Source organism: Nocardioides hwasunensis (assembly GCF_014779665.1).
GTDB lineage: Bacteria > Actinomycetota > Actinomycetes > Propionibacteriales > Nocardioidaceae > Nocardioides > Nocardioides hwasunensis.
The window spans coordinates 553,997-578,958 of record NZ_JACXYY010000002.1; the positions used below are offsets into that span (position 1 = coordinate 553,997).

Below are 24,962 nucleotides of genomic sequence, written 5' to 3' on the forward strand. Positions count from 1 at the left end.
CGGGCAGAGTCTACGTAGTCCGCGGTGATCCGTCGCACTCGCTGCCCGCGAGAGCGTGCGCGAGCCAGTCCTCCACGTGCCACCCGTGGGCGAAGCAGACGGCGGCGACGGCGGTGCGGTCGGCGCCGTCTGGCAGCCGGCCGACGGCGTCGCGGAGGTCGTCGAGCGCGACGGGCGAGCCGAACGGGAGCTGGTCCGCCGCGGCGCCGACCAGGGCGCGTACGACGGCCTCGCGGGCGCCCCAGCCGAACAGGTCGCCGCCCTCGGGCCGCACCAGCGACACCGCGCCCGGCCCGTCGTCACCCGGCGTCAGCACGAGGTCGCCCCGCCCGCGGACGACGGCGACGGGGCGGCCGGCGAGCTTGCCCTGCGCCAGCTCGGCCGCGCCGGCGAGCTCGTCGGCGACGGCCGGGAGCGTCACGGCGAGGGGGTTGCCGTAGGGGTCGGTCCGCCCGGCGAAGTCCTCGGCCACGAGCAGACCGGCCGCGCCGATGGCGATGTCGGTCTGGCCCTCGCGCCAGGCGCGGCCCGCGGTGTCGGTGACGATGACACCGACGTTGACACCGACGCGCTGGTGGACCTCCTGGCGCAGGAGTCGCGCCGACGCGTCGGGGTCGAGGGGGAGCAGCACGATGGAGCCGGCCTCGACGTTGGACGCGTCGACACCGGCGGCGGCCATGGTGAGGCCGAGCCGGTGGCGCACGATCCGCGTCGGGCCGCGGCGGGCCACGACGCGCACGGACTCCTCGTCGACGGCCGCGTCGCGGTCTCCGACCCGGGTGCGGCCCTCGGCCTTGCTGACCACCTTGCTGGTCACGCACACGACGTCGCCGTCGACCAGCCCGCCGTCGGAGTCGCACGCGGCGAGCACGAGAGCCGCGAGGTCGTCGCCCGCGCGCACCTCGGGAACCCCGTCGGGCGCCCAGACCTCGAGGCGGCCCGTCGTCGGACGGCTCACGCGGTGGCTCCCGAGACGAGCTCCACCGCGGCGGCGGCCATCGCCGCGGTCGCGTCGTGGTCGGTCATCATCAGCGGCACCGCCCTCGCTCGCAGCCCGGTCTCCTCGAGCCGGGAGACCTGGTCGGCGTCACCCTCGTCGACCAGCCAGGCGTCGAGGACCCCGCCGCCCGAGCGCGCGCCGTAGTGCGCGCCGACGCCGGCAGCGCTGACCTCGACGCCGATGCTCGTGAGCAGCTGCCGCGCCATGCCGTGCACGTGGGAGCCGCCGACGATGGGCGAGACCCCCACGACCGGGGCCGGGGTGGCGTGGAGCGCGTCACGGACGCCCGGCACGCCGAGGATGGTCCCGACCGAGACGACCGGGTTCGACGGCGGCAGCACCACGAGGTCGGTCTCGCCGAGCGCCTCCAGCACGCCCGGGGCCGGCGTCGCGGCGTCCTGGCCGACGACGAGGACCGTCTCGGCCGGCACCTCCGCGCGCAGCCGTACCCAGTACTCCTGGAAGTGCACGACCCGGCGCCCGCTGGGGGCCTCGGGATCGGCGATCGCGATGTGGGTCTCGACGCGGTCGTCGGTCATCGGCAGCAGCCGCACGCCGGGCTGCCAGCGACGGCACAGCGCCTCGGTCACCTGCGAGAGGGAGAAGCCGGCCTCCAGCATCTGCGTGCGCACGAGGTGGGTGGCGATGTCACGGTCACCGAGGCCGAACCACGTCGGCTCCACGCCGTAGGCCTCGAGCTCGGTCTTCGCGCTCCAGGTCTCCTCGCGACGCCCCCACCCGCGCTCGACGTCGATGCCGTCGCCGAGGGTGTACATCACGGTGTCGAGGTCGGGACACACCTTGAGGCCGTGGATCCACCAGTCGTCGGCGGTGTTGGCGATCACGGTGACCTCGGTCGCGGCGGACCCGCCCGGCACCACCCCCGTGCGGAGGCCGTGGAGGAGTCCCTGGACGAATCGCGCCCCGCCGACACCGCCGGACAGGACGGTGATACGGCGGAGCGTGGGTGCAGATGATGGCATGGGAACAGCCTGCCCGAAGGGGAATGGCCATATCAGATCCGGGCTTGACTTCACGCGTACGACAGGCATGTAATTCCCACAGTGTCGTTAAGTTCTGGAGCAAGGGTCGCAGCATCACGACCAGGGTCGATGAAGGGGCGTCAGCCATGAGAGCAGAACTGTTTCTCCTCGAACCTGAAGGCGAGGAGTTCGGGTGGCAGGACCGCGCGCTGTGCGCGCAGACCGACCCGGAGGCGTTCTTCCCCGAGAAGGGCGGCTCCACCCGGGAGGCCAAGAAGGTCTGCCTGACGTGCGAGGTGCGCGACGACTGCCTCGAGTACGCGTTGATGAACGACGAGCGCTTCGGCATCTGGGGAGGCCTCTCCGAGCGTGAGCGCCGCAAGCTGAAGAAGCGGGCCGTCTAGCCCCTCCGAGCTCGTCTCCTGCCGCTTCGTGACGGCGTGGGGCGCCTCGCTAAGGTGCTCCGGTGACCGTCACAGCGCTTCTCGTCAGTCATGACGGGGCGCGGTGGCTGCCAGCAGTTCTCGCAGGCCTGACCGGGCAGACCCTCCCGGTCGATCGCGTCGTGGCGGTCGACACCACCAGCCGCGACGACAGCGTCGAGCTGGTCCGCGCGGCCCTCGCGGGCGCGGGGTTCGGCGACTCGCGCCTCGTGGTCGACGTCGTGCCCGGATCCACCAGCTATCCCGCCGCCGTGCGCCACGGCCTCGGCCTCGCCCCGGTCGTCGAGCCGGGCGCGGGACCGGGGGAGGACCCCGAGTGGATCTGGCTGCTGCACGACGACAGCAACCCGGATCCCGACGCGCTGCTCGAGCTCCTGGCCGCCGCGGAGGGTGACCCCGACGCCGCGATCCTCGGACCCAAGCTGCGCGAGTGGCCCTCGCTGCGCCGGCTCCTCGAGGTCGGGCTCACCATCTCCGGCACCGGGCGTCGCGAGACCGGCCTGGAGCGGGGCGAGTACGACCAGGGCCAGCACGACGCCGTACGCGAGGTGCTGGCGGTCAACACCGCGGGCATGCTCGTCAAGCGCGAGGTGCTGGAGTCGCTCGGCGGCCTCGACGACGAGCTGCCGATCTTCGGCAACGACATCGACTTCGGCTGGCGCGCCGCGCTGGCCGGGCACCGCACCATGGTCGTGCCGAAGTCGGTCGTCTTCCACGCGGAGGCCGCGCACCGCGGCATCCGACGCACGCCGCTGACCGGGCGCCACACGCACTACCAGGAGCGTCGGGCCGCGCTGTTCACCTCGCTCGCCAACGTGTCCTCGCGCGGCTTCGCCTGGCAGTACGTCCGGCTGTTCCTCGGCTCCCTGCTGCGGGTGCTCGGCTTCCTCGCCGTGCGGTCGGTGGGCGAGGCGCTCGACGAGCTCGCCGCGGTGCTGTCGGTGCACGGGCGACCCGGTCAGGTGCTCGCCGCGCGCCGCGAGCGCGCGCGACGCCGGGAGGGGGAGCCCAGCGACGTACGCCGCCTGCTGGCGCCGCGGTGGCTGCCCTACCGCCACGGCCTCGACTTCGTCACCGACCTCGCCTCCGCCGCGACCAGCCAGGCCGCCGACGTCGCCGAACGGCGCCGGATCGCCAAGGTCGCCGAGGGCGGACCGGCCGTGCGCGAGCAGCGCCGGGCCACCGCGTCGTCGTCCTCCGGCTCGTCGGGGGAGGACGACGAGGACGCCTACCTCACCGACACCGGCCTCGTCGCGCGCTTCTTCACCAACCCGGTCGCCGTGGCCCTGGTGCTCTTCGGCGTGCTCGCCCTGGTCGCGGGCCGCGAGGCAGTCGGCTCGATCACCGGTGGAGCGCTCTCCCCCGTCCCGTCCGCGGCGGGGGACTGGTGGCGGCTGCACACCTCGACGTGGCACCCGCTCGGCACCGGCACCGACGTGCCCGCCCCGGCCTACGTGCTGCCGTTCGCGATCGCTGCGACGGTGCTGCTCGGACACACCGGGGCGGTCGTCTCCGGCCTGATGCTGCTCGCGGTGCCGGTCGCGGCCTGGGGTGCGTGGCGGCTGCTGAAGGTCGTCGGGCACCTCGTCGACCCGCTCGGCCTGCCGCGCTGGCTGGTCGTGTGGGGCGCGCTGACGTACGCCCTCGTGCCGGTCACCTCCGGGGCCTGGGCGGAAGGACGCTTCGGCACCGTCGCCGTCGCGAGCCTGCTCCCGTGGGCCGCCCACGCGGCACTCGGCTTCGTCGACCCCGACCGCGACCGCCGCTGGCGCGCCGCCTGGCGCACCGCGCTGCTGGTCGCGCTGGGAGCGGCGTTCGTGCCGGGGTTCTGGCTGTTCGCGCTCCTGGCCACCGCCGTGGTGCTGGGCGGAGCGGCCGTCATCGCCCCCCGGCTGCTCCGCGAGCGCGACAGCTGGGGACCTCCGGTGGTCGCGGTCGCTGCCACCCCCGTCCTGCTGGCTCCCTGGCTGCTCCCGCTGATCACCACCGGCTCGGCGTCGGGGCTGCTGCTCGAGGCCGGGCGGCTCACCGTCGACCGGGTCACCTTCGACGGCCTGGTCACCGGCCGCCTCAACGACCTCGGTGCCCCGTGGTGGCTCGGGGTGGTCCTCGGGCTGCTGGCCGTCGCCGCCCTCGTCCCGCGCCGCACCCGCATCCCGGTCGTCATCTGCTGGCTCGTCGCGCTCGCTGCCGCGGTGGTCTCCGGGGTGCTCTCGCAGGTGACCCTCGACCTGCCGGCCGTCGCCACCCGCCCCAGCCTCGGCCTCTTCGTGGTGATCCTCCAGGGCACCGCCGTCGTCGCGGTCGTGCTCGGTGCCGACGCCTACCTGCGCCGCCTCGACGAGCACCACCCGGCCTGGCAGCGCGGGCTCGCGGCCACCCTCGCCGTCGTCGCGGCGGTGGTGCCGCTGGGCGGGCTGGGCTGGTGGCTCACCACGCCCGACAACGCGCTGGCCCGCGACGCCGAGCAGACGGTGCCGGTCTACATGCAGCAGAGCTCGCTGCTCGGTCCGGAGCACGGCGTCCTCGTGCTCGACGGGTCGGTCGACGACGGCATCACCTACCGCATCCGGCGCGACGACGGCACCACCGTCGGCGAGGACGAGATCCTCACGCTGGCCGACGAGGATCCGCAGCTCGAGGCCGAGGTGCGCACGCTGGTGTCCGCCCCCACCCCGGGAGTCGTCGCGGCGCTCGGCTCGCGCGGCATCGAGTACGTCGTGCTCAGCTCGCCCGCCGACGGCAGGATCTCCTCGCTCCTCGACGCGACCGCGGGCCTGGAGCAGGCCAGCGCCGAGGATCGGAGCACCCGCGCCTGGCACGTGGACCGGCCACTGGACGCCTCGGCGCTCGACGGGCCCACCTCGTGGTGGCGCTCGGCGCTGCTGGTGGTCCAGGGACTGGCGATCCTGCTCGCGCTCGTCCTGGCCGCTCCGACCGTGCGGGCCCGCAGGGAGGACCGTGTCGATGACTGAGCCCACGCCTCCGACCGGCGGCCGCCGCCGCGTCGCGCAGGCCGCCGGCCGCCGCCCGTCCGCGGTGACGGTGCTGGCGGTGGTGATCCCGCTGCTGACCGTGGCCGCGCTGGCCCTCGTCCGGCCGGCCGCCACGCCCCCGACGTCGTTCGCCGCCTCGGACGCTGCCCTCGACCGGGTCACCGCGGTGTGCCCGCCCCGCCTCCCCGGAGCCGAGGCGCTGCGCATCGGCAACACCGGCCTCGGGTCCGGCGAGCTCGCGCTCCGGGTCGGGCGGGACGAGGAGACCGAGACGCTGACCGGCGGCGTCGCGGCCCGCACCGAGCGCGCCCCGGTCGTGGTCAACGGCACCGGTGAGCTCGCGCCGGGGCTGGTCGCCATCCGGTCCGGCGCCGGATCGGCCATCGGCTGTGCCGAACCCGCTCCCGAGCGCTGGTTCACCGGGCTCGGCGCCTCGGCCGAGCACGCCTCGACCCTGACGCTCGTCAACCCCGACCGCGGGCCGGCCGTCGCCGACGTGACGGTGTGGGACGGCAGCGGGCTGGTCGACGTGCCGGCGCTCCGCGGCGTCCGCGTGCCCGGTGGCGGCTCGACGTCCTTCGACCTGTCCGCGGTCGCGCCCAACCGTGACGCGCTCGCGGTCCGCGTCGCGGTCTCGCGCGGCCGCCTCGCCTCCAGCGTGGTCGACGTGGTCGATCCGGTCGGCCGGGCCCGGCCGGTGCGCGAGTGGCTGCCGGGGCAGGCCGCGCCCGCGACGACGTCGTACGTCGTCGGCGTCGGCAGTGCCCCCGCCCAGCGCACCCTGACGCTCGCCAACCCCGGCGACAGCGAGGAGCGGGTCGAGATCAAGCTGGTGAGCGGCGACAGCGAGTTCGCGCCGTCCGGGCTCGAGGAGGTCACCCTCCCCCCGGCCTCGGTCAGCGAGGTGGACCTCGGTGGCGTGCTGCGCGGCCGCACCGCACGGGGCGTGCAGGCACTGCGGCTCGAGGCCACGGGGCCGGTGACCGCGAGCCTGCGGATCCGCACCCCCGCCGACCTGGCGCTCGCGGCCGCGGGATCCACGGTGGAGTCGCAGACAGGCACGGCGCTCCCCGGTGGGCCGAAGCGCCTGGTCGTCACGGGGATGAGTGCGCCCGGCGTGCTCGTGCTCCAGGCCTGGGACGCCGAGGGCGAGGAGGTGGTGCGCGAGCGGCGCGTGGAGATCGACCCCGGAACCGCGCGACCGGTGAACCTGCCCGACGCTGCGGTCCTGGCGCTGGTGCGACTGGAGCGCTCGACCGCGGTGGTCTCGGTCGAGGCGAGCGGCGGTGGGCTGTCGACGCTCCCGCTCGAGCAGCTGGAGACCACCAGCCAGGTGCCCGACGTGCGCCCGGCCCAGCGGTAGGTCGCTCAGTCCAGGTAGCGCTCGTCGACCTGGCCGGGAGTGAGGTTGAGCAGCTCGGCGATCTGCTCGACGACGACCGTGTGGACCATCGCCTCGAGCTCGTCGCGCCCGGTCGCGCGGTGCTCGATCGGGCGCCGGAAGAGCACCAGGCGCGTCGGCTCCTGGCCCTTGCCGCGCACCAGCGAGGAGAGGGGGACGGTCTCGTCGCCCCAGTCGTCGGGCAGCATCGGCGCGTCCTCGACGGCGTACTCGACGAGCCCGAGGTGGCGCTGCCAGCGCTCGTCGAGCGGGGTGACCACGTCCAGCACGAGCTGGTCGAACCGCTGCCGCGCCGTGCGCAGCGCCGGCGTGCCGGGCCGGGCGGGGACGACCCCCGGGCCGCGCATGCCACGACCTCGCCGGTCGCGGGTCCTGCGCCTCGTGCGCTCCGGCCCGTCGTCCACGCCTTCTTCCACGCCGCGAGCCTAAGCGTCGCGCGTGCATCTGCCCGGTAGCGTCGGCGTCGTGAGTCTTGCCCGTCGGTGTTCGCGAACGGCGTGTGGCCGTGGCGCGGTCAACACGCTGACCTATGTCTATGCCGACCAGACCGCTGTCCTGGGCCCGCTGGCGACCTACGCCGAGCCGCACGCCTACGACCTCTGCGACGTGCACAGCGAGCGGTTGTCGGCTCCGCGTGGCTGGGAGGTGCTCCGGCTCGCGCCGGACCCCCACGCCCAGGGGCCCAGCAGCGACGACCTGCTCGCCCTGGCCGACGCCGTCCGCGAGGCGGGCCGCCCGGCTCCCACGGCCGCGCCGCTGCACTCCACGGACGACCCCACCCGGGGCGCCAAGCGGGGGCACCTGCGGGTGCTCACGCCCACCGACTGACGTCCCCCTAGGATCATCGGCGTGAACATCGATCCGCAGCTGCTGAGCATCATCGTCTGCCCGGCCTGCCACGGCGAGCTCGTCGCGTCGGTCGACAGTGGGGTCGACGAGCTGGTCTGCCAGGGGTGCGGCAACGCCTACCCGGTCCGCGACGACATCCCGGTGCTGCTGGTCGACGAGGCCCGCAAGCCCGACTGAGCCCGGGAGGGGACGGCACCGTGACCTGGTTCGACGAGGCCCGGCTCGACGACGCCGCCGTGCTCAGCACGGTGGACCTGCGCCTGCGCACGCTCGCCGAGAGCGGTGCGCGCGTACGCCGGGAGGCGCACGAGGCCGCCACCGCGACCGCACAGCTGATCGCCGCCGGCCGCGACGGTGAGCGACCCCGCGCCGTCATCGCCGCGGGTCCCGACTCCCGGCTGCTGCGTGCCGTGCTCGAGCCGTGGTGCCCGGTGCCGTTCGTGGCCTGGCCCAACCCGGGCCTGCCCGGCTGGGCCGGCTCGCTCGACCTCGTCGTGATGCTCGCGCCCGAGGGCAACGACCATGGATCGGCCTCCGCCGTCGCCGAGGCCGTACGCCGCGGGGCGCAGGTGGTGGTCGCGTGCCCCGAGCGCTCGCTCGTCGCCGAGCACGCCGCCGGCCGCTACGTGACCGTGCTGCCGACGGTGACCGGCGACCAGCTGGCCACGGCGGTCGTGATGCTCGACTACCTCGCGCACGTCCACCTCGGTCCGCGCGGGGACGCCGACTCGGTGGCGGAGTCGCTCGACGCGGTGGCCACCGACTGCTCGCCGCACCGCGACCTGGCGGTCAACCCGGCCAAGATGCTCGCGATCGCGATGGCCGACACCAACCCGCTCGTGTGGGGCGGGTCCGTGCTCGCCGCCCGCGCGGCACGTCGGCTGGCCGAGCTGCTGCGGCGCACGAGCGGCCGCTCGGCGATCGCCGGCGACGCGGAGCACCTGCTGCCGGTCATCGAGGCCACCAAGCCCCACGACGTCTTCGCCGACCCGTTCGCCGAGGAGCCCGCCGACCTCCGCCCGCTGCTCCTGGTGCTCGACGACCGTGCCGACGACCCCGTCGTGCGTGAGCAGACCGGCATGCTGCAGGCCGCCGCCGCGCGCCACGGCGTACGTGTCGAGACGGTGACCACCGACGCCGACGCCGAGGTGGCGCGCTACGCCTCGCTGCTCCTGACCGGGACCTACGCCGCGGAGTACCTCCGCGTGGGGCTCGTCGAGGAGTAGTCGCGGCCCTCCCCGTTTCCGGTGAGGGTGGGATCCGCCGTGTCGGGGTAGAACCTCATCAGGTTGTTCACCCCCCATGTCCCAGGAGGACCCATGACTCGCACGTCCCTGCCCCTCGCCGGCGCCCTCGCCACTGCTCTGCTGCTCGTGTCCGCCCCCGGTGCGCAGGCCGCCGTGACCGCGAAGGACGCCCCGAGCCAGGCCGACATCGTGAAGTCGTTCCCCGAGCTCGCCGACGGCCAGTTCAGCACCGACAAGGCCAAGCAGATCGCGGTGCCGGGCAAGACGTGCGGCGCCCCCACGACGAAGAAGGCCAAGTCCGGGGTGACCACCACCGGCGTCTCGTCCACCGGCACGTCGATCGTCGTGGCCGGCGTCGCCGAGGTGAAGTCCGCCAAGCAGGCCAAGACCTACTTCGCGAGCTACAAGAAGTACGTCAAGAAGTGCGGGTCGTTCACCGAGCCCACCACGGGCGCCACGGTCACCGCGACCCTGACGAAGGCGCCCAAGCTCGGCCAGGCGTCCCTGGCGATCACGCAGGAGACGGCCATCGCGGGCGTCACCAGCTACTCCACGAGCATCCTGATCCTCAACGGCAAGCGCGTCGGCACCGTGGCTGCCGTCGCCGACGCGCCGGTGGCGATGTCCAGCGTCAAGAAGCTCGCGAAGGTGGCGGCCAAGAAGATGAGGTGACCACCACCTCGACGCTCTTGTGAGGAGCCCCGGGCTGTCTGCACCTGCAGGCAGGTCGGGGCTTCCTCGCGTTCAGGGCAGCCGCGTGCCGAACACCAGGGCGTCGGCACCGTGGACGTACGCCGTGCGCTCGAGGGTCATCCCGAGGTTGCGCGCGACGCCCTGCGACGGCGTGTTCTCGAGACGGATCAGCGCGACCAGGTGCTCGACGCCGTGGTCGGCAGCACAGTCGCGTACGGCACGGGCTGCTTCGGTGGCGTAGCCGTGGCGGCGCAGCTCCGGCATGACGTGATAGCCGACCTCGACGTGCGGCGTGTCCTCGTCGTCCAGCGGACCGCGTCGTCCCGCGTACGCGCCGGCCGGTCCACCCGGACGGGGTCGGGTGCTGACAGCACCGCCGTGACATCGAGGTCGGACGTCGTCATCGCACGGAAGCGCAGGCGCTCGGTCGGGTCGGGGAGCACCCGAGTCAGGCCGGTCGCGTGCCCTCCGGGGCCTCCTGGCCGATGTCGGCCCAGACCTCGGTCAGGTCGAGGATCGATCCGTCCTGCGCGGTGGCGAAGCTGGCGACCGCGAAGTGCAGCTCCTGACCGTCGGCTCCCCGGCCGACCACCCGGGCGCGGAGCACCGCCCGATCGCCGTCCGCGACGAGGTCCTCGACCAGCATGCGCTCGAAACCCGGGTAGTCGGCGTTGAACCGGACCCATTGCTCGCGGTCGAGCTCCTCGCCGGTGTGCACGAGCCGGCAGGTGAAGTCGTCGTGCAGCAGCGCGGGCAGGCCGTCCCAGTCGTGGGCGTCGATGGTCTCGGCGAGGCGGGTGAGCAGGGTGGCGGTGTCCATGAGGGCCAGTGTGGCGCGACGCGCCGACATCAGGCGCGCGGTTCTTCGACGGTCCGACGGGTGTCGACCGACGCCTGGAGAGTGGGGCCCGAGTGCACGTGGACGTGGAGGTGCTTGGAGTCCTGGTAGCGGCCGAGGTTGGTGAGCACGGCTGCCGCGCCGTGCTGTTCCTCGACCTCCCGCGCGATGCGTTGGACGACGGCTAGCAGGGCGCGTACGTCGGCCTCGTCCGCCTGGGTCACGGTGGTGAACGAGGCGAGGTGACGCTTCGGCACCACGACGACGTGCGTCTGCCAGAACGGTCGCGTGTGGTGGTGGGCCAGCACTCGCTCGTCCTCGTGGACGACGTCGATCTCGACCTTTCGGGGAATGGCTAGGTCGCAGGTCGCAGTAGAAGTCGTTGCCGGAGTAGCCGGTCGTCACGCCATGGCCCGTTCGCGAGCCTCGGCGTAGTGCTCCAGTGCGAGGTCGAGGTCGTTCTCGGAGAAGTCGGGCCAGAGTCGAGGGCTGACGTACACCTCGGGCGTGCGCGGTCTGCCACGGGAAGAAGCCCGAGAGCCGTTGCTCGCCGCTCGTCCGGACGACGAGGTCGATGTCCTTCGACGGACCGCCCGGGAGGTGCGCGGTGATCGCATTCGGGTCGAGCCCGTCGCCCGCGTCGAGTGCGCCAGCGAGGATCGCCCCGCGGATGCCGGACACGATGTCCTCCCGGCCGTCGTAGCCGATCGCGAGCGTGACGTGTGCAGGTCGACCGGCCGTCACCCGCTCCGCTGTCGCCAGCGCGGCGGCTGCGGTCGGGCTGAGCAGCTCGGTGTCACCGCTGACGTGCAGCGCCCAGTGTCCGGAGCCGTCCACGATCCGCGGAAGCACTTCGGCGACGAGCTCGAACAGGAAGCCGACCTCCGCCTCCGAGCGCTTGCGGATGTTGGCCGCCGACAGCACGTACGCCGTCAGATGCTGGATGCCTCGCGCCTCGCACCAGCCGAGGAGCTCCTCCAGGTGGTCGGCCCCGCGCCGGTGGCCCTCGCTTGCGCTCGCCAGGCCAGCCTTCCGTGCCCAGCGCCTGTTGCCATCCATGACGACGCCGAGGTGCTGGGGGACAGTCGATCGGCGTGTGTGGGTCGCGGTCACGTGGTCATCCTCTCCGAGCTGGCAACTCACAGGTCACCGCTGGACTCTGCGTCCAGCACGCGCTGGATGATCTCGGTGATGGAGATGCTCGTGACTCTAGGCACGGAGACGTAGTCGCCCTCGACCCACGCGGCTCTGTGGAGGGACCGCGCACCTTCGGGTGTTCCGGTCATCGCCGTGCGCGACGGTCGTGGTGGCGTGCTCGTCGAGGAGCTCGCGGGTCACGGCGAACGGAGCATCCGGAATCACCTGGTCGACTACGTGCATGGATGCCCGGTCCGATAGACACGGCACGACCATCCGCTCGTGAACATGCCTGGATCCCCACCCTCGTGGTGACGGGTGGGGTGTGGGGCGGGGTCATGGTCGGACGGGTGGGTCGAGCGCAGTGGTCCCTGTGTGGTCGCGTCGGTAGCGATGCTCGTGGGGGCTGGTCCACTCGAAGACACCGGGGTCGAGCATGCGGTAGCGCCAACCGGTGTGTGTCTTGAGTCGGTGGTGGGTCCGGCAGAGGGCGGCGAGGTTGCCGGTCTCGGTGGGTCCGGTCTGGGGTCTGGCGTCGGTGTCTGCGTCGTGGTCGAAGGGGATGATGTGGTCGACGTCGCAGGCTCGGGCTGGTCTGCTGCACCAGGGGAACACGCACGTGCGGTCGCGCAGGGTGACGTGTTCGCGGATCCGGTCCGGGACCTCGTACGCCGGGGTGGCGAGCTGCTGGTGGAGGTCGATGACGGGCGTGACGGTCACCTCGGTGCGGGAGTCGGCGCACCAGGCCTGAATCTGGTCGAGGAGGGCGAGGCAGCGGGCGTGTTCCATGCGGCCGGTCGGACCGAACACGGTGGTGTCGCCGGACACGGCAGCGTCGAAGTGGGCGTACAGGATGACCTGCCGCGCGGAGGGAAGTCCGTCGTGGTCGTCGGCGTCGCGGGTCTCGCCTGGTCCGGTGCCGTGGTGGAAGAGGTCGAGGGCGGTCTGGATGCGGGCGAGGTCGCCGAGTGCTTTCGCGCGTCGGACGTCGAGCGACTCCGTCGATCCCATCGCCTTGCGCGCCTTCGCACCATGCGCGAGGGCGTTGTCGATGTCGATGCTGTCGGCGAGGTCGACCTCGGCCTCGATGCGGACGGTGCCAGCGAAATGGACGTCCTGGCCGTGCACGCTCACATGGCGCGGGTCGACATGCAGGTAGCCGTCCTCGGGATCAGCAGCGGGATCAGGTGCCCCCAGATCGAAGCGGGTGATGGCCTCGGCGACAAGCCGATCGAGCTGCGCGGGACCGACACGTGCAGCAACAGCGGCGACCTGGACGTCGACCCACCCGGCTGCCTCGACAGTCAGGGCAGGGCTGGTGTGGATGGTGGCTTCGGCGACCGACCGTGCCCGCCAGGCAGGCACTGCGCCGGCGCGGACTTGTGCCCAGAGGCGGGGGAGACGGTGGCGGAGCTCGAGGGCGTGTCCGATGAGGTTCTTCGCCGCCGTCGTGGAGATGCCGAGGACGGTGCCGAGCTCCGCGATACAGAACTCCGCCACGAGCGGGCAGCCGGGACCGGCGATGGGTTCCTCGTGCTCACACCCCGGCACCGTGAACGCGGCGGCGGAGTGGATGGACTCGGGTGGGTGGAGGTCGGCCCACCGGGCGGCGAGGTCGAGCTGCTCTGCTGCGGCGGCGTTCTCAGCCTCGCGGGCCGCGCGGATCGAGGCGAGCAGCGCGGAGGCGGAGAGGTCGTCTGCCTCTGCCTCGGGTGCGCCTGCCGGTGGGTCGATCATTTGTTCGATTGTACCGGCGACCACCGACAACGGCCATCGCGGAATCGGATCTGTGGGGACTGATGTCGACGGCGGTGCCTTTGGTTTCGACACGGTCGCTGCGCGACCTGCTCAACCGGCGGGCGGGGGTGTGCGACCTGCTCAACCGGCGGGAGGGGGTCTGCGACCTGCTCGACCGGCGGGGCATAGCGGTTGCCCGACGCCGAGCTCCTGACCTACGAGCGCCCCGTCGAGACCAGCTGCGGCGCATCGACGCTCGGGCGTGCGTCGCCGCAGGAGCGGTGGACGGTGGACGGTGGACGGTGGGGAGCGTCGCGGTCGCGGTCGCGGCGGCCGATGTCATCGCCCGAGGCTACTGTCGGCCCATGGCCGCACCGCCCGCCGCGCCGGCGTACACCACCCGGCTGCTGAGCCCGGAGACGTGGGACGACTTCGCCGCGCTGGTGGAGGCCAACAACGGGGTGTGGGGCGGGTGCTGGTGCATCGGCTTCCACCCCGAGGGGCTCGGCGGCACGGCGGAGGACCACCGCACGGCCAAGCGGGCCCACGCCGACCGCGGCACGGTCCACCAGGTGCTGGTCTACGACGGCGACACGTGCGTGGGGTGGTGCCAGTTCGGCACGCCCGACGAGCTGCCCCACATCAAGAACCTGAAGGCCTACGAGAAGGAGCTCGACGAGCTGCCGCAGTGGCGGATCGGGTGCATCTTCACCGGGAGCCGGCACCGGGAGAAGGGGGTCGCGCGCGCCGCGGTGACAGCCGCCCTCCACCAGATCGCCCGCCACGGAGGGGGAGTGGTCGAGGCCTACCCCGAGCAGGTGGTCGACCGGAAGCCGCAGCGCGGGGCCTACCTCCACACCGGTCCCGAGACCCTCTACGAGGACCTCGGCTTCGTGCGTGACCGACAGATCGCCACGTGGCGGTGGGTGATGCGACTCGAGGTCGGGAGCGACTGAACCGGCCCGGCGCCGATAGGCTGCGAGGCGACGCGGGCGCGACCCGTGCCCCACGACCCGAAGGACGACCATGGCCGGCGGACTCTTCGCCCTCCTCGACGACGTCGCCGCCCTCGCGCGCATCGCCGCCGCCAGCGTCGACGACGTGGGTGCGGCCGCGGGCCGCGCGAGCGTCAAGGCCGCAGGCGTGGTCGTCGACGACACCGCGGTGACCCCGCAGTACCTCCACGGCTCGGCCGCGGAGCGCGAGCTGCCGATCATCCGCAAGATCGCCACCGGATCGCTGCGCAACAAGCTCGTGTTCATCCTGCCCGCGGCGGTGCTGCTCGGGCAGTTCCTCCCGGGCCTGCTCCCGGTCATCCTCATCTTCGGCGGCGGGTTCTTGGCCTACGAGGGCGCGCACAAGGTGCACGAGAAGTACGCCGGGCACGCGACCGAGGCCGACCAGCAGGTCGCCACGCAGGGCGAGTTCACCCCCGAGCACGAGGAGCGGACCATCGCGCAGGCGGTGCGCACCGACTTCATCCTCAGTGCCGAGATCATGGTGATCGCGCTGAAGGAGGTCGTCAGCTCCGACGCCGACGCCAGCATCTGGATGCGGGCGATCGTGCTCGCCGTGGTGGCGATCGTCATCACCGTGCTCGTCTACGGGGTCGTCGCGCTCATCGTGAAGATGGACGACGTCGGCCTCCACCTCGCGGGCAAGTCGTCGAAGGCCTCGCAGCGAGTCGGCCTCGCGCTGGTCGCCGGCATGCCGAAGCTCCTGGCCGCGATCGCCGCGATCGGCACGCTCGCCATGCTGTGGGTCGGCGGCCACATCTTCCTGGTCAGCCTCTACGAGATCGGCGGTCATGACGGACTGCTCGAGGGCACCGGCATCGGCGACGTCCTCCACGCTCCCTACGACCTCGTGCACCACTGGGAGGTGGCGGTCCACGACGCCGTCGGCGGAGCGATCGGCGGCCTGGCCGGATGGCTGCTCAACACCGTGGTCTCGGCGATCGTCGGGCTCGTGGTCGGCGCGCTCGTGCTGGTCGTCCTGCGGGCCGTCGGCATCGGCGGCCACGGTGGTGACGAGCACGCCGGCGAGCACGTGACGGAGCCCGGTGTGGGCGCCGCCGACGATTCCCCGAATCGCTGAGCGCAGTCCTACTCTCTATCTCGTCCGCGCGGGAGATCCCGACGATGCACAGATGTGCGGCGCAGACGCACCTCCTCGACTTCCAGGAGACAACAGATGGACTTCAAGGTCGCTGACCTCAGCCTCGCGGCGTACGGCCGCAAGGAGATCGAGCTCGCCGAGCACGAGATGCCGGGCCTGATGGCCATGCGCGAGCGCTACGGCAAGGAGCAGCCCCTCGCGGGCGCCCGCATCGCCGGCTCGCTGCACATGACGATCCAGACCGCCGTGCTGATCGAGACCCTCGCGGCTCTCGGCGCGGACATCCGCTGGGCCACCTGCAACATCTTCTCGACCCAGGACCACGCAGCCGCCGCGGTCGTCGTCGGTCCCGAGGGCACCGCCGAGGACCCGCAGGGCGTGCCGGTCTTCGCCTGGAAGGGCGAGAGCCTCGCCGAGTACTGGGACGAGGCCGAGAAGGTCTTCGACTTCGCCGACGGCGGGCCCAACATGCTGCTCGACGACGGCGGCGACATCACCATGCTGCTGCACCTCGGCGTCGAGTTCGAGAAGGCGGGCGCGGTCCCGTCGCAGGACTCCACCGACAACGAGGAGTTCAAGGAGGTGCTGCGCGTCCTGGCCCGCTCGCTCGAGTCCGACCCGCAGCGCTGGACCAAGCGCGCTCCGCTCGTCAAGGGCGTCTCGGAGGAGACCACCACCGGTGTGCTCCGCCTCTACGAGCGCTTCAAGGAGGGCACGCTCCTCTTCCCGGCGATCAACGTCAACGACTCGGTCACCAAGTCGAAGTTCGACAACAAGTACGGCTGCCGGCACTCGCTGGTCGACGGCATCAACCGCGCCACCGACGTGATGATCGGTGGCAAGGTCGCGGTCGTGTGCGGCTACGGCGACGTCGGCAAGGGCTCCGCCGAGTCCCTGCGCGGCCAGGGTGCCCGCGTCATCGTCACCGAGATCGACCCGATCTGCGCGCTGCAGGCCGCCATGGACGGCTACGAGGTCAAGCGCCTCGAGTCCGTCGTCGAGACCGCCGACATCTTCATCACCACGACCGGCAACTTCGACATCATCACGGTCGAGCACTTCCACAAGATGAAGCACCAGGCGATCGTCGGCAACATCGGTCACTTCGACAACGAGATCAACATGGCCGGTCTCGCGAAGATCCCGGGCATCGTCAAGGACGAGATCAAGCCGCAGGTCCACCAGTGGATCTTCCCGGCCGAGGACGACAAGCCGGCCAAGAAGGTCATCGTGCTGTCCGAGGGCCGCCTGCTCAACCTGGGCAACGCCACCGGCCACCCGTCGTTCGTGATGTCGAACTCCTTCACCAACCAGGTGCTGGCCCAGATCGAGCTGTTCGCCAAGGCCGACGACTACGAGCTGGGCGTGCACGTGCTGCCCAAGCACCTCGACGAGGAGGTCGCCCGCCTGCACCTCGACGCCCTGGGCGTGGAGCTCACCGAGCTCACCAAGGAGCAGGCCGGCTACCTCGGTGTCCCGGTCGAGGGCCCGTACAAGTCCGACCACTACCGCTACTGAGCAGTACCCGGCGTGGGGCCAGCCATAGACTGGTCTCATGACTGACCTGCCCGAACCGGCACGTGGCAGCGTGCTCGTCGTCGACGACGACGCCTCCCTGGCGGAGATGCTCTCCATCGTCCTCCGCCAGGAGGGGTTCGACAGCCGCATCGTCGGCCGCGGCGACGTGGCCCTCGACGCGTTCCGCGACTACAAGCCCGACCTGGTCCTCCTCGACCTGATGCTGCCCGGCAAGGACGGCATCGACGTCTGCAAGGAGATCCGCGCCGAGTCCGGCGTGCCCATCGTGATGCTCACCGCGAAGGGCGACACCGTCGACGTCGTCGTCGGCCTGGAGTCGGGGGCCGACGACTACATCGTCAAGCCCTTCAAGCCCAAGGAGCTCGTCGCGCGGGTCCGGGCGCGCGTGCGCCGCAACGACGTCGCGCCCGACGAGGGCCTCACCATCGGTGACGTCACCATCGACGTCGCTGGCCACTCCGTCACGCGCGAGGGCACGCCGATCAACCTCACGCCGCTCGAGTTCGACCTGCTGGTGTGCCTGGCCCGCAAGCCGTGGCAGGTCTTCACCCGCGAGGTGCTGCTGGAGCAGGTGTGGGGCTACCGGCACAGCGCCGACACCCGCCTCGTCAACGTGCACGTCCAGAGGCTGCGCTCCAAGGTCGAGCACGACCCGGAGAACCCCGAGGTCGTCGTGACGGTGCGCGGAGTGGGCTACAAGGCCGGCAAGTCCGCGTGACGCAGGCCCGACCGTGACCTCGCCATGACGCCGCCATGACCCCGCCTCCGGGCGCGACCACCCCGGCACCGGTTCCCACCGGCGGTCCCGGACGCGTACGTCGCCAGCTGGAGCGGCTGCCCGCCGTGCTGCGTCACGGCCCGGCCTTCTGGCGCCGCTCGCTCCAGGTGCGAGTCGTGCTGAGCACGCTGGTCCTCTCCGCGCTCGTCGTCGGCGTGGTGGGCTGGTTCCTCATCCAGCAGACGCGCGACGGCCTGCTCGAGCACCGGGTCGAGGCGGTCGTGCAGGAGGCCGAGGCCGAGACCGAGTCGGCCCGCGCGGCGCTCGCGTCCACCTCGGGCCTCGACATGGACGAGTCGGGCCAGCAGGAGGCGCTGGTGCAGCCGATCCAGGCGCGTGGCGCCACCCGGGGCTTCGCCGTCGTGCTCTCCCCGCCGATCGACGAGGGCGCGCGACTCGCCGACGGTGGTGCCAAGTTCACCGAGGGGCTCGACCTCTCCAGCGTCCCGGAGTCCCTCGAGGCGCGCTTCGACTCGGTGTCGCCCACGGCCTGGACCTACACCGACATCCGCACCACGCGACCGATCGCCGGCCTGCCCGAGGGCCCCGGCATCGTGGTCGGCAGCCAGGTGCGACTGCCGGCCGACGACAACACCTACACCCTCTACTACCTCTATCCCCTCGCCGAGCAGCAGGAGACCCTCGCCCTGGTCTCCCGGGCGATGCTGATCGCCGGTGTGCCCCTGCTCGTGCTGGTCGCGCTGCTCACCTGGCTGGTCACGCGGCAGGTCGTGACCCCGATCCGGATGGCCCGCCGGGTCGCCGAGCGGCTCGCGGCCGGTCACCTGCAGGAGCGGCTGCGCGTCCGCGGCGAGGACGACCTCGCCCGCCTGGCGATGTCGTTCAACCAGATGGCGTCCAACCTCCAGAAGCAGATCCGCCAGCTCGAGGAGCTCAGCCGGCTCCAGCGCCGGTTCGTCTCCGACGTCTCCCACGAGCTGCGTACGCCGATCACGACCGTGCGGATGGCCAGCGACGTGATCCACGACGCCAGGCCCTTCCTCGACCCGGTCACCGGTCGGGCCGCCGAGCTGCTCCAGAAGGAGCTCGACCGCTTCGAGACGCTGCTCGCGGACCTGCTCGAGATCAGCCGGTTCGACGCCGGCGCCGCCGTCCTCGAGGCCGAGGACGTCGACCTGGTCGACGTCGCCCGCCGCGTCGTCGACATGACCTCGGTGCTCGCCGAGCAGCGCGGCACCCGCGTCGTCCTGCACGAGCCGGGCACGCGGTGCGTGGCCGAGGCGGACGTGCGCCGGGTCGAGCGGATCGTGCGCAACCTGGTCACCAACGCCATCGACCACGCCGAGAGCCACGACGTGGAGATCTACCTCGGCACCGACCTCCAGTCGTCGGCCATCGCGGTGCGCGACCACGGAGTGGGGCTCGAGCCGGGGGAGTCGGCGATGGTGTTCAACAGGTTCTGGCGAGCCGATCCCGCCCGGGCCCGCACCAGCGGCGGCACCGGCCTGGGCCTGTCGATCTCGCTGGAGGACACCCACCTCCACGGCGGCTGGCTCCAGGCCTGGGGTCACCCCGGGCAGGGCGCCCAGTTCCGGCTCACCCTGCCGCGCCACCTCGGCGTTCAGCTGCGACACTCGCCGCTCCCGCTCGTGCCGACCGACGCGAGGGAGTCCGCATGAACCACCCGACCACCTTCTTCGGCTCCGTCCTGCGCGTCGCCGTGGGCGTGCTGGCGTGCGCACTGCTCGCCGGCTGCGTGCAGATGCCGACGTCCGGTCCGGTGGTCGAGCCCCCGGTCAGCTCCGGCGCCGGCACTCCGGCGCCGGGCATCTTCTTCAACCCGCGGCCGCCGCAGGTGGGCGAGACCCCCGACGAGATCGTCACCGGATTCCTCGAGGCGATGAAGGCCACGCCGATCCGCACCACGGTCGCGCGCCAGTTCCTCACCCGCGAGGCGGCCGACGGCTGGGCGCCGGAGCAGCAGATCCTCACCTACGCCGAGCTCGGCAGCGCGGTGGGGCAGATGTCGGTGCAGGTCCCGCTGAACGACGTGAACCGCTACGACTCCCGCGGCGCCTGGGAGGGCACCGAGGGCCGCGTCGAGCTCGACCTCGGCCTCGTCCAGCAGGACGGCGAGTGGCGCATCGACGAGGTGCCGGACGCGCTGATCGTCCCTGCCTCGTGGTTCGACGACTGGTACCAACGCGTCTCGCTCTACTACTTCGACCCGACCTCCGAGGTGCTCGTGCCGGAGCCGGTCCACGTGCCGCGGGGCGACCAGTTCGCCTCCTCGCTGGTGCGTGGCCTGCTGGCCCCGGTCCCGACCGACGACCAGGACGTGGTCCGCACCTTCTTCCCACCCGGCACCACGCAGGGGCTGATGCCGGTGCAGTCGGGCATCGCGCAGGTGTCGCTGTCCGGAGACCCGGACGCGATCGACACCGAGATCGGCAACCGGATGCTCGTCCAGCTGGCGTGGACGCTGCGGCAGGACCCGGACGTCAAGGCCGTCGAGCTCACGATCGGCGACCGGCTGATCAGCTACCAGGGTGGCTCGACGCAGGTCAACCTCGGCGTCGGAGCCGACTACGACCCCAACGGCGTGCGGTCCGACACCGACCTCTTCGCCCTCGACGACGGGCGCGTGGTCACCGGGACGCTCGGCGCGCTCGGGCCCACCGTGGGTCCGCTGGGCGAGGACGGCTACGACGTGCGCTCGATCGGGGTGAGCATCGACGGGTCCCGGGTCGCCGCGGTCACCGGCGACGGCACGGGGGCGTACGTCGCGTCGACGGAGGCGCCGGACGGCGAGGTCCTCCAGCCCGTCGTCGGTGCGGTCGACCTGGCTCCGCCGCGGTGGGACTACCGCGGCCGGGTGTGGCTGCTCGACCGGGGTGCCGGCTCGGCGCGCGTCATCCTCGTCGAGGACGACACCGCGCGCGTGGTGGAGGTCCCGGGTCTGAGCGGACGCAGGGTCAGCCGCCTCCTCGTCTCGCGCGACGGCACGCGGATGGTCGCGGTCGTGCGGGGGCCGCGGGCCGACCGCGTGGTCGCCGGACGGATCCGGCACGCCGTCGACGGGCAGGTCATCGGCTTCACCTCCTTCCGGAGACTGCCGCTGGCCATCGAGGGCACCGGTCGGATCCGTGACATCGGCTGGCGCTCGCCGACGGCGGTCTCGGTGCTCCGGGACATCTCGGACGGCTCGTCGGAGGTGCGCACGACGTCGGTCGACGGTGCGCCGGGTGAGATCGCCACCGCCGGCGCCACCCGCATCCGTGGCACGAGCAGGGCGCTGGTCGCGAGCCCGGTGGACAGCCGCGTCTCCGACACCTACGCCCTCACCGGACGTGAGGTGACGAACCTGACCCGTCCCGAGCGGGTGGTGCCCGACCTGCCCGAGGGGCTCACCTCGCTCACCTACGTGGGGTGATCCACAGGCGGCGGCGCCGGGCTTGTCGGCGTACGCCGCGTGCTGCTGGCATGGACGGGTGCTCGACGAGGCCCTCGACCTGTTCCTCGGCAGCCGCTGCGTCGGGTGCGGGCACCCGGGCCGGATGCTGTGCGTCGCCTGCCGGACCTCGCTCGCCCGGACCGCCGTGCAGGCGTGGCCCACCCCGGTCCCGCACGGGCTGGTGACACCGTGGGCCACCGAGTCCTACGACGGGGTCGTCAAGGAGCTCGTCGTGGGCCACAAGGATCGCGGCCAGTGGGGTCATCGTCGCGTGCTGGGTGGGCTCCTCGCCGAGGCGGTGCGTGCCGCGACGGAGTACGCCGACCCGGTGACGCCGCTGCTCCTCGTGCCCGTGCCGTCGCGTCCGGGAGCGGGCCGACAGCGCGGCTACGAGGCCACCGCGGCGATCGTCCGGACCGCCGCCGGGCTGCTCCGCGACCGCGCGGGTGGGAGCTGCGCGATCGCGGTGGCGCCTCTCCTGGTCTCGCGGGGGGCCGCCGACCAGGCCGGCCTGGACGCCCGCGGCCGGGCCGCCAACGTCGACCACTCGATGCGGTGCCCGACGTCCGCGCTGACCCGGGTCGCCCGCCGGTGGCCGCGGGCCCACGTCGTCGTCTGCGACGACGTGATGACGACCGGGGCGACGGCGCGCGAGGCCCAGAGGGCGCTCGAGTCGGTCGGTCTCCGGCCGGTGGCGATCGCCGCGGTGGCCGCCACGCGGCGGCGCGCGCCCGAGGGATGACCCTGCGGTTGGCCCGCGGCTCCCGAGGGGCTAGCGTCTCTTCATGGAGTCCGCCCGGGTCCGTGGTTGCGTCACGGAGAGGGCTGCGCGCGAGCGCAGGTCCCGCCCGAGGCAAGCCGATGCCAGTCGCAGGCGAAACGGTCCACGTAAGTCCACGAGCACCGCGTCCCCGGACGAGGGGCCCGTCGGACGATCACGGTGCGGCTTAGAAGTAAGTCCTGCCTCGGCCCCGACGTCAGATGCGTCGGACGCCGGGAGAAGGCCAGTAGTGACGGAGAAGTTGCGAACGCTTCAGCAGGCGATTGTGGGGTCGAAGACCAGGTCGGCCGGGCGGACTCCATCCCACCCTGCCCCGGCGCACGGTGCCGCGGCCCATGGAAGGGTGCGGTCCGCTCGCTAGTTGAGGAGGTTCACATGGAGGTTGTGGTCACGGGACGGCACTGCGAGGTGTCCGATCGATTCCGCGAACATGTCTCGGAGAAGCTCACCCGTCTGGAGAAGCACGACCACCGCATCATGCGGGTCCAGGTGGAGGTGGAGCTCGAGAAGAACCCTCGCCAGCACGACCGTGCGACCAAGGTCGAGCTCACGGCGTTCTCCAAGGGCCCGGTGATCCGCGCGGAGGCGGCCGCCGAGGACAAGATGGGTGCGCTCGACCTGGCGCTCGACAAGATGCAGTCGCAGATGCGCCGCGCGGCCGACCGTCGTCGCGTCCACAAGGGACGCAACGAGCGCGTGTCGGTGGGGGAGGCCCTCGCCGGGATGCCCACGGTGGACGACGCGGCCGCGGACGAGGACGGTGTGGTCGAGCGCAAGGTCGGGCCCATCACGGTGACCGGTGACGGTCCGCTCGTGGTGCGCGAGAAGTCGCACAAGGCCGCCCCGATGACCCTCGACCAGGCGCTCTACGAGATGGAGCTGGTCGGCCACGACTTCTACCTCTTCGTCGACAAGGAGGTCGACCGCCCGGCCGTGGTCTACCGCCGTCGGGGCTACGACTACGGCGTGATCTCGCTCGACGTCGACTGAGACGTCGCCGCCGGATGCTTCCTGACGACTCGGTCCCGCGCGCGTGCAATGATGCGCGCGTGACCGAGTCAACAGGCAGCGAACCCGTCCGCGTGCTGGTGGTCGACGACCAGGAGCTCTTCCGGCGAGGGCTGATCATGCTGCTCGGCGGGGACTCCGACATCGAGGTCGTCGGCGAGGCCGCCGACGGCGTCACCGCGACCGACCTCGCCGTGAAGACCGCCCCGGACGTGATCCTGCTCGACGTCCGCATGCCGCGGCGCACCGGCGTGGAGGCCTGCCGCGCGATCAAGGAGGCCGTGCCGTCGGCCAAGATCATCATGCTGACGGTCTCCGACGAGGAGGCCGACCTCTACGAGTCGGTCAAGAACGGCGCCGCGGGCTACCTCCTCAAGGACTCCTCGATCGAGGAGGTCGCGCAGGCGGTCCGCGTGGTCAACGAGGGACAGTCGCTGATCAGCCCGTCGATGGCGGTCAAGCTCATCGACGAGTTCAAGCAGATGTCGAAGCCCGAGCGCGAGCAGGGCCCGGCGCTGCGGCTGACCGACCGCGAGCTCGAGGTGCTGCGCCTGGTCGCCAAGGGCCTCAACAACCGTGAGGTGGCCAAGGAGCTCTTCATCTCCGAGAACACGGTGAAGAACCACGTGCGCAACATCTTGGAGAAGCTCCAGCTCCACTCCCGCATGGAGGCCGTCATGTACGCCATGCGCGAGAAGCTGCTGGACCTGCCCTGACGGGCGATGTCGGTCCGTTCCGGTTGGCTTCCCCACGTGGACCAGCTGACCAAGCTCCAGGCCCGTCGCATCGCGCTGGGCGCCCAGGGCTTCACTGATCGCGCCCACTCCGCGCCGTCGATGCGGACGCTCGAGCGCACGGTGCAGCGCACCGGCGTGCTCCAGGTCGACTCGGTCAACGTCCTCCAGCGCGCCCACTACATGCCGCTCTACTCGCGGATGGGCCCCTACGACGTCGACCTGCTGCGTCGGGCGCAGAGCGGGACGGCGCGACGGCCCCGCCGGCTCGTGGAGTACTGGGCACACGTCCAGGCCCTGATGCCGGTCGAGCTGTGGCCGCTCATGCGGCACCGGATGGAGAAGTACCGCGCCGAGCGTGGCAAGTGGGGCTTCGCGGCCACCGATCCCGGCCTCGAGCCCCGGGTGCTGGCCGCCGTCCGCGACCGCGGCCCGGTCACCGCGCGTGACCTGGAGGAGGAGTTCAGCACCGGGCCGCGCAGCAGGGAGCACTGGGGCTGGAACTGGTCGGAGGCCCGCAAGGTCCTCGACTACCTCTTCCTCGTCGGCGACGTGGCCGTCGCCGGCCGCACCAGCCAGTTCGAGGTGGTCTACGACCTGACCGAGCGGGTCCTGCCGGCCGCGGTGCTCGACGCGCCGACGCCCACGCCCCAGGAGGCGGTGACCGAGCTCGTACGTCGAGCCGCCCGCTCGCACGGGGTCGCGTCCGGTGCCTGCCTGGCCGACTACTACCGGCTGCGGCTCCAGCCGGCCCCGGGCAAGGCGAGCACGAAGGTGGCGATCGACCAGCTCGTCGAGGACGGTGAGCTGGTCCCCGTGCGGGTCCAGGGGTGGAAGCCGCAGGCCTACCTCCACCGCGACGCCCGGCTGCCGAGACGGGTGGGGGCCCGGGCACTCCTGAGCCCGTTCGACCCGGTGGTGTGGCAGCGCGCCCGCGCCGAGGCCCTCTTCGACTTCTTCTACCGCATCGAGATCTACGTGCCGAGGGAGCAGCGGCTCCACGGCTACTACGTGCTGCCGTTCCTGCTCGGCGACCGGCTCGTGGGCCGCGTCGACCTCAAGGCCGACCGGGCCGCCCGCGCCCTGCTCGTGCCGGGTGCCTTCGTGGAGCCGGGCGCCCCGCCGGAGACCGTCGAGGAGCTCGCCGCCGAGCTCCGCCGGCTCGCCGGCTGGCTGGGCCTCGACGACGTCGTCGTCGGCCGCGGGTCGGGCGCGTCGGGCGACCTGTTGCAGGCATTGGGTGAGGCGTTGGAGCGGTAGGTAG

The 24,962-nt window shown here is 72.4% G+C and carries 24 protein-coding genes and 2 pseudogenes; 17 read left to right on the forward strand and 9 right to left on the reverse strand.

Features of this window, described 5'->3' with window-relative positions:
* Positions 1-10 precede the first annotated feature (10 nt).
* Both cofE and cofD read right to left on the reverse strand, forming a co-directional pair.
* Positions 11-958 carry a coenzyme F420-0:L-glutamate ligase gene (gene cofE / locus IEZ25_RS06670; protein ID WP_191198606.1) on the reverse strand — a complete coding sequence of 316 codons (948 nt, stop codon included), beginning with the start codon at positions 956-958 and terminating at the stop codon, positions 11-13.
* Positions 955-1,983 carry a 2-phospho-L-lactate transferase gene (cofD, locus tag IEZ25_RS06675; protein WP_191198607.1) on the reverse strand — a complete coding sequence of 343 codons (1,029 nt, stop codon included), beginning with the start codon at positions 1,981-1,983 and terminating at the stop codon, positions 955-957. Before cofD ends, cofE begins: the two co-directional genes overlap by 4 nt.
* A 146-nt stretch (positions 1,984-2,129) precedes the next feature.
* On the opposite strand from cofD, the gene IEZ25_RS06680 reads away from it, so the two are divergent.
* From IEZ25_RS06680 to IEZ25_RS06690, 3 genes are all read left to right on the forward strand, one after another.
* Positions 2,130-2,387, forward strand: coding sequence for a WhiB family transcriptional regulator (locus IEZ25_RS06680; RefSeq protein WP_056605988.1), 258 nt, complete (start codon positions 2,130-2,132; stop codon positions 2,385-2,387).
* Positions 2,388-2,449: 62 nt separating this feature from the next.
* Entirely contained in the window at positions 2,450-5,401 is a 2,952-nt protein-coding gene (locus IEZ25_RS06685; RefSeq protein WP_191198608.1) for a glycosyltransferase, read from the forward strand.
* Positions 5,394-6,785 (forward strand): DUF5719 family protein, encoded by a 1,392-nt coding sequence (locus IEZ25_RS06690; protein WP_191198609.1) that lies wholly within the window; start codon positions 5,394-5,396, stop codon positions 6,783-6,785. Before IEZ25_RS06685 ends, IEZ25_RS06690 begins: the two co-directional genes overlap by 8 nt.
* 5 nt (positions 6,786-6,790) lie before the next feature.
* Here IEZ25_RS06690 and IEZ25_RS06695 read toward each other — a convergent pair whose 3' ends face one another.
* Positions 6,791-7,240: a metallopeptidase family protein gene (locus IEZ25_RS06695; RefSeq protein WP_318152080.1), complete on the reverse strand. Its 450-nt coding sequence runs from the start codon at positions 7,238-7,240 to the stop codon at positions 6,791-6,793.
* 49 nt (positions 7,241-7,289) lie between these two features.
* Between IEZ25_RS06695 and IEZ25_RS06700 the strand changes: the two genes are divergently transcribed.
* The 4 genes from IEZ25_RS06700 to IEZ25_RS06715 all read left to right on the forward strand — a co-directional run bounded on the left by IEZ25_RS06700 (position 7,290) and on the right by IEZ25_RS06715 (position 9,592).
* A complete protein-coding gene (locus IEZ25_RS06700) occupies positions 7,290-7,652 on the forward strand; it encodes a DUF3499 domain-containing protein (protein ID WP_191198610.1) in 363 nt (120 codons plus the stop codon).
* 21 nt (positions 7,653-7,673) lie between these two features.
* The gene (locus IEZ25_RS06705; protein ID WP_191198611.1) at positions 7,674-7,850 is read left to right on the forward strand and encodes a Trm112 family protein; all 177 of its coding nucleotides are present in this window, start codon (positions 7,674-7,676) and stop codon (positions 7,848-7,850) included.
* A 20-nt stretch (positions 7,851-7,870) separates the two neighbouring features.
* Positions 7,871-8,899 (forward strand): SIS domain-containing protein, encoded by a 1,029-nt coding sequence (locus IEZ25_RS06710; RefSeq protein WP_191198612.1) that lies wholly within the window; start codon positions 7,871-7,873, stop codon positions 8,897-8,899.
* Positions 8,900-8,992: 93 nt separating this feature from the next.
* Positions 8,993-9,592 carry a hypothetical protein gene (locus IEZ25_RS06715; RefSeq protein ID WP_191198613.1) on the forward strand — a complete coding sequence of 200 codons (600 nt, stop codon included), beginning with the start codon at positions 8,993-8,995 and terminating at the stop codon, positions 9,590-9,592.
* Positions 9,593-9,664: 72 nt separating this feature from the next.
* Here the strand turns inward: IEZ25_RS06715 and IEZ25_RS06720 are convergent.
* From IEZ25_RS06720 to IEZ25_RS06735, 6 genes and pseudogenes are all read right to left on the reverse strand, one after another.
* Positions 9,665-9,949: pseudogene (locus IEZ25_RS06720) on the reverse strand (GNAT family N-acetyltransferase); the annotation flags it as partial.
* A 112-nt stretch (positions 9,950-10,061) separates the two neighbouring features.
* Positions 10,062-10,433, reverse strand: coding sequence for a nuclear transport factor 2 family protein (locus IEZ25_RS21315; RefSeq protein WP_224748646.1), 372 nt, complete (start codon positions 10,431-10,433; stop codon positions 10,062-10,064).
* A 29-nt stretch (positions 10,434-10,462) separates the two neighbouring features.
* A complete protein-coding gene (locus tag IEZ25_RS21320; RefSeq protein WP_397183338.1) occupies positions 10,463-10,804 on the reverse strand; it encodes an HIT family protein in 342 nt (113 codons plus the stop codon).
* A 160-nt stretch (positions 10,805-10,964) separates the two neighbouring features.
* Positions 10,965-11,594, reverse strand: a pseudogene (uppS, locus tag IEZ25_RS22445) (polyprenyl diphosphate synthase); the annotation flags it as partial.
* A complete protein-coding gene (locus IEZ25_RS06730) occupies positions 11,591-11,737 on the reverse strand; it encodes a hypothetical protein (protein ID WP_191198615.1) in 147 nt (48 codons plus the stop codon). The pseudogene uppS and the gene IEZ25_RS06730, both read right to left, overlap by 4 nt.
* A 187-nt stretch (positions 11,738-11,924) precedes the next feature.
* Positions 11,925-13,325, reverse strand: a complete 1,401-nt coding sequence (locus IEZ25_RS06735; RefSeq protein ID WP_191198616.1) for an HNH endonuclease signature motif containing protein — start codon at positions 13,323-13,325, stop codon at positions 11,925-11,927.
* A 365-nt stretch (positions 13,326-13,690) separates the two neighbouring features.
* On the opposite strand from IEZ25_RS06735, the gene IEZ25_RS06740 reads away from it, so the two are divergent.
* The 10 genes from IEZ25_RS06740 (at position 13,691) to IEZ25_RS06785 (ending at position 24,958) form a co-directional block, all read left to right on the forward strand.
* Complete coding sequence (locus IEZ25_RS06740; RefSeq protein WP_191198617.1) at positions 13,691-14,281, forward strand: GNAT family N-acetyltransferase; 591 nt, start codon at positions 13,691-13,693, stop codon at positions 14,279-14,281.
* Positions 14,282-14,351: 70 nt separating this feature from the next.
* Complete coding sequence (locus tag IEZ25_RS06745) at positions 14,352-15,422, forward strand: DUF808 domain-containing protein (RefSeq protein WP_191198618.1); 1,071 nt, start codon at positions 14,352-14,354, stop codon at positions 15,420-15,422.
* Between the two features lie 96 nt (positions 15,423-15,518).
* Positions 15,519-16,961, forward strand: a complete 1,443-nt coding sequence (gene ahcY / locus IEZ25_RS06750; protein ID WP_191198619.1) for an adenosylhomocysteinase — start codon at positions 15,519-15,521, stop codon at positions 16,959-16,961.
* A 37-nt stretch (positions 16,962-16,998) separates the two neighbouring features.
* On the forward strand, positions 16,999-17,700 hold the full coding sequence (gene mtrA / locus IEZ25_RS06755; protein ID WP_191198620.1) for an MtrAB system response regulator MtrA: 702 nt from the start codon (positions 16,999-17,001) through the stop codon (positions 17,698-17,700).
* Between the two features lie 35 nt (positions 17,701-17,735).
* On the forward strand, positions 17,736-19,400 hold the full coding sequence (gene mtrB, locus IEZ25_RS06760) for an MtrAB system histidine kinase MtrB (protein WP_191198621.1): 1,665 nt from the start codon (positions 17,736-17,738) through the stop codon (positions 19,398-19,400).
* Positions 19,397-21,154, forward strand: a complete 1,758-nt coding sequence (locus IEZ25_RS06765) for an LpqB family beta-propeller domain-containing protein (RefSeq protein WP_191198622.1) — start codon at positions 19,397-19,399, stop codon at positions 21,152-21,154. Before mtrB ends, IEZ25_RS06765 begins: the two co-directional genes overlap by 4 nt.
* A 58-nt stretch (positions 21,155-21,212) precedes the next feature.
* Positions 21,213-21,917 carry a ComF family protein gene (locus tag IEZ25_RS06770; protein WP_318152082.1) on the forward strand — a complete coding sequence of 235 codons (705 nt, stop codon included), beginning with the start codon at positions 21,213-21,215 and terminating at the stop codon, positions 21,915-21,917.
* Positions 21,918-22,331: 414 nt separating this feature from the next.
* Positions 22,332-22,946 (forward strand): ribosome hibernation-promoting factor, HPF/YfiA family, encoded by a 615-nt coding sequence (gene hpf, locus IEZ25_RS06775; RefSeq protein ID WP_191198623.1) that lies wholly within the window; start codon positions 22,332-22,334, stop codon positions 22,944-22,946.
* A 59-nt stretch (positions 22,947-23,005) separates the two neighbouring features.
* Positions 23,006-23,680 carry a response regulator transcription factor gene (locus IEZ25_RS06780; protein ID WP_318152083.1) on the forward strand — a complete coding sequence of 225 codons (675 nt, stop codon included), beginning with the start codon at positions 23,006-23,008 and terminating at the stop codon, positions 23,678-23,680.
* Positions 23,681-23,716: 36 nt separating this feature from the next.
* Positions 23,717-24,958 carry a winged helix-turn-helix domain-containing protein gene (locus tag IEZ25_RS06785; RefSeq protein ID WP_318152084.1) on the forward strand — a complete coding sequence of 414 codons (1,242 nt, stop codon included), beginning with the start codon at positions 23,717-23,719 and terminating at the stop codon, positions 24,956-24,958.
* Positions 24,959-24,962 lie beyond the last annotated feature (4 nt).